Source organism: Moorena sp. SIO3A2 (assembly GCF_010672265.1).
GTDB lineage: Bacteria > Cyanobacteriota > Cyanobacteriia > Cyanobacteriales > Coleofasciculaceae > Moorena > Moorena producens.
In genome coordinates this window covers 1-9,181 of record NZ_JAAHHC010000103.1, presented here as the reverse complement: position 1 = coordinate 9,181, position 9,181 = coordinate 1, and the positions used below count along the sequence as shown (strand labels likewise).

6 protein-coding genes and 1 pseudogene are annotated in these 9,181 nt (G+C 43.7%); 4 read left to right on the top strand and 3 right to left on the bottom strand.

The window, feature by feature from the left end:
• Positions 1–667 precede the first annotated feature (667 nt).
• Positions 668–3,388: an ATP-binding protein gene (locus tag F6K64_RS37590; protein ID WP_287267955.1), complete on the top strand. Its 2,721-nt coding sequence runs from the start codon at positions 668–670 to the stop codon at positions 3,386–3,388.
• A 186-nt stretch (positions 3,389–3,574) separates the two neighbouring features.
• Here F6K64_RS37590 and F6K64_RS37585 read toward each other — a convergent pair.
• A pseudogene (locus tag F6K64_RS37585) lies at positions 3,575–3,784 on the bottom strand (SDR family NAD(P)-dependent oxidoreductase); the annotation flags it as partial.
• A 3-nt stretch (positions 3,785–3,787) separates the two neighbouring features.
• Here F6K64_RS37585 and F6K64_RS37580 point away from each other — a divergent pair.
• Both F6K64_RS37580 and F6K64_RS37575 read left to right on the top strand, forming a co-directional pair.
• The gene (locus F6K64_RS37580; RefSeq protein ID WP_008191688.1) at positions 3,788–4,156 is read left to right on the top strand and encodes a hypothetical protein; all 369 of its coding nucleotides are present in this window, start codon (positions 3,788–3,790) and stop codon (positions 4,154–4,156) included.
• A 777-nt stretch (positions 4,157–4,933) separates the two neighbouring features.
• The gene (locus F6K64_RS37575) at positions 4,934–5,185 is read left to right on the top strand and encodes a hypothetical protein (RefSeq protein ID WP_008191693.1); all 252 of its coding nucleotides are present in this window, start codon (positions 4,934–4,936) and stop codon (positions 5,183–5,185) included.
• A gap of 55 nt (positions 5,186–5,240) precedes the next feature.
• On the opposite strand, the gene F6K64_RS37570 is transcribed toward F6K64_RS37575, so the two are convergent.
• Positions 5,241–5,657 carry an ATP-binding protein gene (locus tag F6K64_RS37570; protein WP_008191695.1) on the bottom strand — a complete coding sequence of 139 codons (417 nt, stop codon included), beginning with the start codon at positions 5,655–5,657 and terminating at the stop codon, positions 5,241–5,243.
• Between the two features lie 3 nt (positions 5,658–5,660).
• Complete coding sequence (locus tag F6K64_RS37565) at positions 5,661–7,355, bottom strand: SpoIIE family protein phosphatase (RefSeq protein ID WP_044495852.1); 1,695 nt, start codon at positions 7,353–7,355, stop codon at positions 5,661–5,663.
• Between the two features lie 97 nt (positions 7,356–7,452).
• Here F6K64_RS37565 and F6K64_RS37560 point away from each other — a divergent pair, with 97 nt between their 5' ends.
• On the top strand, positions 7,453–9,045 hold the full coding sequence (locus tag F6K64_RS37560) for a Na+/H+ antiporter (RefSeq protein ID WP_287267954.1): 1,593 nt from the start codon (positions 7,453–7,455) through the stop codon (positions 9,043–9,045).
• The last annotated feature ends 136 nt before the right edge of the window (positions 9,046–9,181 follow it).

Genomic DNA, 9,181 nt, shown 5'->3' with positions numbered 1-9,181 from the left:
GGATTGGAATGGCGCGCGGAACATAATGATCCGCGCTTTGTCGGCAACAACCACCAGGTTTTCACCTGGTGCTATACAGATCATTCCTGCTGATGGGTAGGTTTAGAGAGGTTAAATGTTGCACCAGGTGCCATCTATCCTAGAATGGATTGGAAAAGTTACAGCTGCTCTTCCAAAAGGCGCAATTAGCGGATAAACTAAGGTTGCTCTCCTGAGCTTGTGGTGATACTATATAGCAGTTCTTAATTGGGTGAGTGTAAGTAGTCAGCCGTCAGCTGTCAGCTGTCAGCTGTCAGCTTAAAATAAACCTCGTTTGCGTAGTAAATTTTGAGTAGGGTGCGTTAGGGGGGCTCGCCCTAATTTGCCTCCTCGTAGCTAGCGTTGGAACAGCCCCCCCGTAACGCACCACCGGTTAAAATAGCTTCTAGGAGATGCACCCATTTAAAGTCTGGGGAAAAGCCCATCTAAGTATATGCGCTACGCGCACGCTACGCGAACAGTAGTCAGCCGTCAGCTTATTTTATTCAAAAGCTGTTCGCACCTCAAGTAGGGTGGCCACAGGTCTTGGCTGATAGCTGATAGCTGATAGCTGATAGCTGATAACTGAATGCTGATAGCTGAATGCTGATAGCTGAATCCTTACAACGTAACTGGGAAGAAAGCCAACATGACTAGTGCAACTGTTCGGAAAAATCCTTATATTAGAAGAAATCCTTACATTGTTGGTCGTCCCATTTCTGAACCAGAATTATTTTTCGGTAGACGCAACAAGTTTGAATTCATTGAGGACAACCTCCAGCAGGGCGTACAGGTAATTTTGTTCCATGGTCAACGACGTATTGGTAAATCCACTGTACTTAAACAAATTCCCAATTTTGTTGGGCAAGATGAATTTGTGTTTGTTCAGTTTGATCTACAGGACAAAAGTCAGTTATCCCTTAGCCGTGTTCTATACAGTTTAGGACAAGCTATTATTAAACAAATTCAGCTAGAATCTGACCCTATTAATCTACCAAGCATTACGGAATTAGAAACCAATCCGAATCTTTTTGCAGATAGCTTTTTACCAAAAGTCTATAAAGAATTAGGGTATAAAAAGCTGGTGTTGTTGCTAGATGAATTTGATGTGTTGAGTAGTAACTATTATACCTCAGAGCTTGCTTCATCAAAGGAGTCTTCATCTGAAACGTTTTTCCATTATTTAAAATTTCTAATCGAACAAGATCAGCGATTATTTATTATTCCGTTTATAGGACGGCAACTGGATGATATGCCCAAGTTGCTGGGATTATTTAAAGGTGCTCCTAGCCAAAAAGTTGGCTTGCTCAGTGAACGAAGTGCCACAGAGTTAATTACTGAACCAGCTAAGGGGTCTTTGACCTACGAGTCGGAGGCAATCGATGCTATCTTAGCATTAACATCAGGTCATCCCTATTTCACTCAGGTCCTATGTCATGCACTGTTTGCTCAAGCTAGAACTGAACAAAAGTGGCAGGTAACTCGTGATGATGTGACTAGAATTGTTGATGATGCCATTGAAATTGGTGAAGGAGGATTAACCTGGTTTCGGGATGGATTACCGATTCTGGAACGAGTGATATTTTCCGCAGTAGCAGAGGCTCAAAAAAAAGCTGAAAGAAATCCTAATCAGGTTGTGCAAGACCCGTTGAGTTTACTGGAAGAATATGGCGTTACCATCACCGAGTCTTTGACTCAAGCTAGGGAAAAACTGCTTAAATTAGGTTTCTTAGGGGTCGTAGAAATAACTGATCAAGTTTCATCCTACAACGGAAAATATTACAAAGTAGAAATAGAATTAGTCCGCCGCTGGTTAGTCCAACGTTACCCATTGCGGCGAGAGATATTGGAATTGGAAGACCTCGATCCAGAGGCTAAGGCTAGTTATCAACAAGCAATTGAACGAAATGCTCAGGGGGTGAAACCCTATGAACAGGTTTTGAAAGCCAATCCCAATCACTTTAGTGCTTTATTCGAGATCGCAAGGATATATTTGGAAGGTGACGTATTTGATAAAGCAGTGCAATGCTATCAGCGAGCATACCTAGTTGATCGAGTCCGGAATCAGGATGGATTAGTGCGATCGCATTTAGGTTATGCACAACACCTGATGGAAGTAGGGGAAGTTATCCTCACAACGCAGCAATTGAAGCAAGTGCTAACCATAGAGCCAGATAATCAAGAGGTTTATAAGCTCTTTAACAAATTAAACAATCCTTTCGTTGTAGGCGCACCAGTTCCCCCAGACCGTTTTGTGGGACGAAAATCTCTCATTGAGACTGCCTTTGATCAAATATATAACCGCAGTAACTTAGCGATTTGGGGTGGCCCAGGGATGGGAAAGACCTCTTTCCTGGAACTCCTGGCTTCCCCGGACGTTTGGCAAGAGTATGGAGAAGAGCCATCACAGGCGGTGATGGTGCTATTCAGTTGCGAAAGTATCCAACCGTTTACAGCTTCCGGGTTTTGGCAAGAAGTCCTAATTGAGCTGATGGATAAATTAGATAGTGAGCCAGACCTTAAGAGTGACATTGAAACATTGCTCGACCAGGGAAAAGCAACTGCCAGGGGGATGCGCCAAGTATTGGGGCAGCTTGGGAAACGAAACAAGTTCTTGGTGTTGCTAGTGGATGACTATGATGCGGCTTTGCGAGAAAACCCGCACTATACTCAAGCTGACATAGAAGTCTTTCTAAGTGAGTGTCGCAGTATTGCCTATCAATCTCGGGAGAGGGAATATCTATCAATGATTGTCACCTCACTCAAACGTTTCAATGAACTTGGACCGAGTCTAACCCCAGATCAATCCCCGTGGTACAATCACTATCTGTTTGTGGTACTTAGGCCATTAACGGAGACTGAAGTGGATACTCTGCTACAAGGTATTCCAATCACACCAGCATTACGGGATGTTATTCAAAACATGGCTGGTGGACATCCCGCGCTGCTACAAATTGCTGGTTCTTTGCTATTTAGAGAATTAAGAACTGGGAAGTTACCTGATACTGAAACCTTTGCCAAGGAGTTTGAAAGTCAAACTAGACATATTTTTCAAGATATTTGGCAACGGTGCAGGGATGTCGAGCAAGGTCTGTTGATACTGATGGCTTGGTCGAAGTTGAAAGGTAGTCTGGAGCAAAAGATTACTGTTGACTTAAGTGATATTGACTTAGTTTTTAGCCAACAAGAATTAGATTTATATTCTCTCGAACAACAAGGTTTGATTATGAGGAATCAAGACTTAGAGAAACCAGTCTACTTATTTAGGTCATCAATTATGGAGCAGTGGGTAATTCATAAAATTCAGACTAGCGATAAAGCATCATTAGAAAAATGGGAGACTATTTTGCTTAAGCTAATCAACCCTTGAGGAGTTACTATAGCGAAGGGAGTAGGGAGTAGGGAGTGTGGGGAGATGGGGAGATGGGGGTATCGGGAGTCAGATCAGTTTTCCCGATTCCCGATTCCCGATTCCCAATTCTAAATTCTAAATTCTAAATTCTAAATTCTAAATTCTAAATTCTAACTTCTGACTTGCGCGTAGCGCTATATAACCTTACCAATCACATGGTTTATAGTCTTTCAGGAACACCCCATAGAGGCGCTCTCCTGCTAACCCGCGCACAATGGGATCATAAACCCGTGCAGCGCCATCAATCACATCAAGTGGTGGACGAAATCCTTGCTGACGGAGGTATTCACGCACAGGATGAGGCTTCTCGTCTGTAATCCAACCCGTGTCAACACTGGTCATATAAATGCGATCGCAATGCTAACTGCTATTACCGAGTCTTGCATCGAAAACTGGGATTTGGTAGATGAGTATGGTATCGACAATGATGATATTGCTTGTGAATTAAATACTGTTTGGTGCGAAACAATTCTCAGTACAGATATAGCTAAATCAGAAAAAGTAGACTTAGAAGTAAATTTTGACTTTTGGCAAAACGAGTGGGGTAGCTATTTTGACATGGCGAGGGCTGCTTTACAGCAAGGTTGGGACTATCCACCATTACAACAGATACTTCAAGGAAATATTACTTCGACCAGTTTATGGGAAGGATTTCCCCCAGATTACGCTGAGGATTTAGCTTTAATTAGACTACAAATTTTAGAACGACAACAACGCTACGAATAATATCTCTATTTAGCTCAAGCAACAGGGCTTTTAATCAAGTATTTGATCATGTTAGTTCGTTTAGAGGTTGTCTGAAAAGTCTCATTTGCTACATCCAAGCCCCCGTTGGTCCCCCAATTTTGGGGGACTTCTACCAGCAAATTGATTCTTGTTCCCCCCAGAATTGGGGGGCTAGGGGGGCAGAATTCAGTATCAAAAAACTTTTCAGATATCCTCTTAGAACGGGTTGACCTCGCCATGAAAGCTGCACGGTCACAAATGACCATAATGGAACAAGCTTTAGCCCTTGCTACTGCCTTAATTAACGAACAAAATGCTCAAATATAGGCTTTATAAATTGCTGATATTGGATTAAAATTGCCGGAAAATTGTCAATACAGGTTAAGTTATTTTACAAGTTAAATAGCCTTCAAATTAGGCGATGATTGTTTAGCAATCCCAGCAAAAGTAACAGCGTTTAAAGCACAACAAAATTTTTCAGATTATCGCAAAATATAAAAATTAGCAGGAGATAATTGGTCAACGATCAAGGAATAATTACTAGAAGCTTTAGCAACTTATGAGAGCTGGGGTGAATAAAAAGTTAAAGTTGATATTTATAGCAGTCGCCAGGGCAGTTAGGACATGACAAAAGTCTCAAAGCTAAGTATAGCAATAGTTTTACTTCTGACTTCTGACTTCTGACTTCTGCTATACCTCTATGAAAGATTAGTTGATAAAGCGATCGCTACTCTAGATAATAGTTATTATGATTCCGATGGACTGACTCACAGGGTTATGGATGCAGCCATAGAAATCAATCCTGATTGGGTAATTCGTAATGCTTGTCGTCGCGCCGAGTCAATTATGGATGCAGGAAAAGCAAAATACTATTATGAAGCAGTAGAATGGCTTAAAAAAGCCCGTGATGCTTATCTTGCCTCGGGGAGAGAACAAGAATGGTCAGATTACCGTACTAAATTAATAACTGTTCATGGCCGAAAACGCAAACTAATGGGGTTAATTAAATCCTATTTATTATTAGGTTAATTAACAATTGCCTTTTGAATTTAGCAACGCCCCAAATAGCTTTTCCGCTACTGGGCTACTTGGCTAACCTGACTTGCAACTCCAGGCAATTCCGACCATTGACCTGTAAGCGATACTCCACCCGATCCATTAGTCGATGGATAATTAGCCAGCCATAGCCATTTTCCTGTAAATCATCTGGATTTGGTTCTGTATAAGTGGATGGATCAAATCCTTGACCATAGTCCCAAATCTCCAGAGCAATATCCCGTTCTTTGAGTTCTAGGCAAATCAAGACCGGTAAATTCGGCTGATCGCGATGAGCATGACGAACTACGTTAGAGTAAGCTTCCACTAACACCAATCGCAAACGATTGGATAGACTAGGCCAATCAACACGATTTCCGAGTTCAACCTGCAAAATCCCTAGAAACCAGTTTTCGACAATGCTCAAAAACTTCAGGTCACTCGGTATCTGTAGTTCTGTTTTCATCCACTACAATACCTCCAGAGATACTAGGGTTTGGTCGTCTTCCTGAATCGGGTTGGTACGCTCTCGAATCCGAGCTAATAAATGACTCAGGTCAAAGGGAGCAGGTTCCTGAAGCAGAAGCTGCCAAAGACCCGATGACTCAAGCCTAGAGCTGGTGCTGGTTGACCCATGGGATGAAGAACCTGTCACTGGATTCACTGGATTCAGGGTTGCTTCCGTAATTCCATCACTTGTTAGTAGCAGGATGGTACCTGAATTTAATCTTAAATGTCCTGACTCCGCCTGCCAATTTGGCAAAATGCCCAAGGGAATACCCCGAACCTGGAGGTAAGTCGGCTCTGGAGTTTTTGACTCTGAGTGTTGTTGGACTACTTGGTGATGAGACCAAACCATAGGATAGCTATGACCAGCATTAGCATAAACCAACTGTTGCTTGTCAGGGGTATAACGAGCCAAGACCAGGGTAATAAAACAGTTGGTATGATAGAGGTCATCTGACATGGTGTGGTTAAGATTTTGGATCACTGTTTTTGGGTCTGGGGATGTTTCTTGAGCAAGTTCCCGTCGTAACATCGACATGGCACTGGTCATAAATAAGGCAGCAGGTACCCCTTTACCGGACACATCTCCAACTGCTAGCCATATATCTCCTTGGGGATGAACATACACTTCAAAAAAATCCCCACCAACCTGTCGCGCTGGGGTGCAGTGAGCTTGCACTCGCACCTGTTCCATCTCTGGCCAACTCTGACGCAGCAAATTATTCTGAATCTGGCGAGCTACATCTAGTTCATCCCGCATCTGCTGAGCCTGTAACTGGGTGCGTTGGAGTAGTTTTGCCTGAGAAATCGCTAACGCTGCTTGTTTAGCAACGGCTTCTATCAGCTGGATATCTTCTTTATTCCAAGACCCCTCACTCCCTTGCTGGTAGAGACACAACACCCCTAAGATCTGTTGTTGGTCTGGTAAGGGAACGATCAACTGCACCGAATTCTGATCATCCCTTGTTTCTTGCCACGACTTAGTCTCGGGTTTATCTAATACCTGTTGTATCATCAAATCAGTATCAGGGATATGAGGTGTCTTGCCATCCCCAGAAACCTTGTAGGTGAAACATTCTGGTGTGAGTTGGTTGAACTCTACCGGTCGCAGGATACAAGCCGTAGCATCAAAGGCTTGACCCATGGTGGTCACTACCTTTTGCAGTAGATTACTATAATCTAGGGATTCTCGAATTGCCGTTGTCACCATATTGAACAATTCTTCCCGTCGTAAGGCCCGAGAAAGTTCCCTGGTTCTTTTTTTTAGCACTTGGTAAGTTTCCGCAGCTTGTCGCACCACTGCTTTTAGTTCCTCACCCTGCCAAGGCTTTGTGATGTACTTATAGACCTGACCTGAGTTAATTGCTGCCACCAAATCTTCTATATCTGTGTAGGCAGTCAACAGGATGCGAATCGTATCTGGAAAAGGCTCTACTGTCCTGCTCAAGAATTCTGTGCCATTCATCCCTCCTAGGCGCTGATCTGAGATAATAATCGCCATCTCTCCTTCGGTGTCCAAAATATCTAAAGCGGTTATGGCATCATTAGCTCTGAACACTTGAAATTTTCGGCGGAAGGTTCTGTAAAGTAGATCTAAGTTGTCAGACTCATCGTCTACTACCATCAATTTCAGTTTGCCTTGATTTCCCTGACTCATCAGTAATTGTGGTTTGGTAAGGGGAAAACCGAAAACCCCTGTGATTTTAGGCATGGGCAGGAGGCTTTCCCCTTTGAGTTTAACTTGGAGTTTCTGTATGTCCCTAGAGTCCACTGTCGGCGAAGTCGCCATTAAGCAAAACCTCGAACAGTTTCTCCTAGTACTGTCGGTATCTTTGAGTGTGGCAACCTTATCTCGGATCTTTTCCTGGTTCCGTAAAATTCCTTACACCCTATTACTGGTAATTGTTGGGTTAGGGTTGGCCTTTGTGGATGTCCGACTGGTTAACTTATCACCAGAACTGATTCTGGAAATTTTCCTACCCCCCCTACTCTTTGAAGCCGCTTGGAATATCCGCTGGCGCGACTTACGACGGGATTTGGTCCCCGTGAGTCTATTTGCGATCGTTGGGGTGATTATTTCTGTAGTTGGCATTGCCTTTGCTATTAATCAGCTGACAGGACTACCCCTGACCATTGCTTTATTGGTTGGAGCCAGTCTTTCTGCCACTGACCCAGTTTCGGTTATTGCTCTATTTCGGGAATTGGGTGCGGATAAACGGCTGAAAACTCTGATGGAGGGGGAAAGCCTATTTAATGATGGGGTAGCAGTGGTTGCTTTTAGTTTATTAGTCGGACTACCCCTAGGACTAGAAGAATTTTCCATTGCCACTAGTGTTGCCCGTTTCTTAGGGTTTGTGGGGATTGGGATTGGCATCGGTTGCATCATTGGTTTTGGGATTTCCTACGCCACCCAACGCTTTGATTTACCCCTGGTGGAGCAATCCCTGACCTTGGTTTCTGCTTATGGCACTTATTTAATTGTGGAGGAACTAGGGGGATCCGGTGTGATTGGGGTAGTCACCGTTGGGGTGATCTTGGGCAATTTTGGCTCCCGCATTGGTATGAACCCCCGTACCCGGTTGATTGTCTCTGAGTTTTGGGACTTTTTAGCCTTTTTTGTGAACTCGATTGTGTTTCTACTGATTGGTGACCAAATTAGGATAGCTAGTTTAGGGCAAAATATCCACTTAATTGCGGTTACTATCTTGGCTGTACTACTGACCAGAGCGATCGCAGTTTATGGTTTGGGCGCATTCAGCAATATCTTGGTCAACTCTCAAATTGGTTGGCGGGAACAAACCGTCCTATGGTGGGGTGGCTTGCGAGGTTCCGTTTCCATTGCTCTGGCCTTAAGTGTGCCAGTTGTCTTAGAAGGACGACAAGATATTATCGAAACTGTGTTTGGCGTGGTACTGTTTACCCTGCTAGTCCAGGGGTTAACCACTCGATGGTTTCTCGAAAAGTTAAATTTAATTGGTGACCAACCCCTACGTCAGCAATATTCTGAACTCCTTGCCCGTCGCATCGCCCTGAATCGGGTCAGAAATTATCTTGAAGAGGGCTTAAACACCACAGAAATCGATTCCGACCTGTGGCGCTATCAAACCAAACTTATCGATACCCAACTGACAACGATTAACGATGAAATTGAGGAGTTACGGAGTAAGCACCCTGAACTCCAAACCCTTGACCTTGAGCAACTTCAAGAAACAATGTTAGATATTGAAGCTGATACCTACGCCGAATTTATTCGTTCTGGACGGCTCAATGAAAACCTTTCGCCGATTATGCAGCAGGTACTTATTGAGGCAGATCAAAAAACTATTGATATTGAGAGTGTTACTTGACACTCCCCACCCTGGAAGGACGGGGATTCTTGTTTCAACGAGGTGACTTGTTATCCCTTGCCGGAGCCAGGAAAAATAGAGGTCTCCTCTCCCCAAGCGTAGTTGGTCTTTGACCTAGGTTTCGGTGTGCCGGAGA

Excerpts from the sequence above, each read along its gene's own strand:
- F6K64_RS37590 (WP_287267955.1), top strand. The coding sequence starts at position 668 with ATGACTAGTGCAACTGTTCGGAAAAATCCTTATATTAGAAGAAATCCT.
- F6K64_RS37580 (WP_008191688.1), top strand. The coding sequence starts at position 3,788 with ATGCTAACTGCTATTACCGAGTCTTGCATCGAAAACTGGGATTTGGTA.
- F6K64_RS37575 (WP_008191693.1), top strand. The coding sequence starts at position 4,934 with ATGGATGCAGCCATAGAAATCAATCCTGATTGGGTAATTCGTAATGCT.
- F6K64_RS37570 (WP_008191695.1), bottom strand. The coding sequence starts at position 5,657 with ATGAAAACAGAACTACAGATACCGAGTGACCTGAAGTTTTTGAGCATT.
- F6K64_RS37565 (WP_044495852.1), bottom strand. The coding sequence starts at position 7,355 with ATGAGTCAGGGAAATCAAGGCAAACTGAAATTGATGGTAGTAGACGAT.
- F6K64_RS37560 (WP_287267954.1), top strand. The coding sequence starts at position 7,453 with ATGTCCCTAGAGTCCACTGTCGGCGAAGTCGCCATTAAGCAAAACCTC.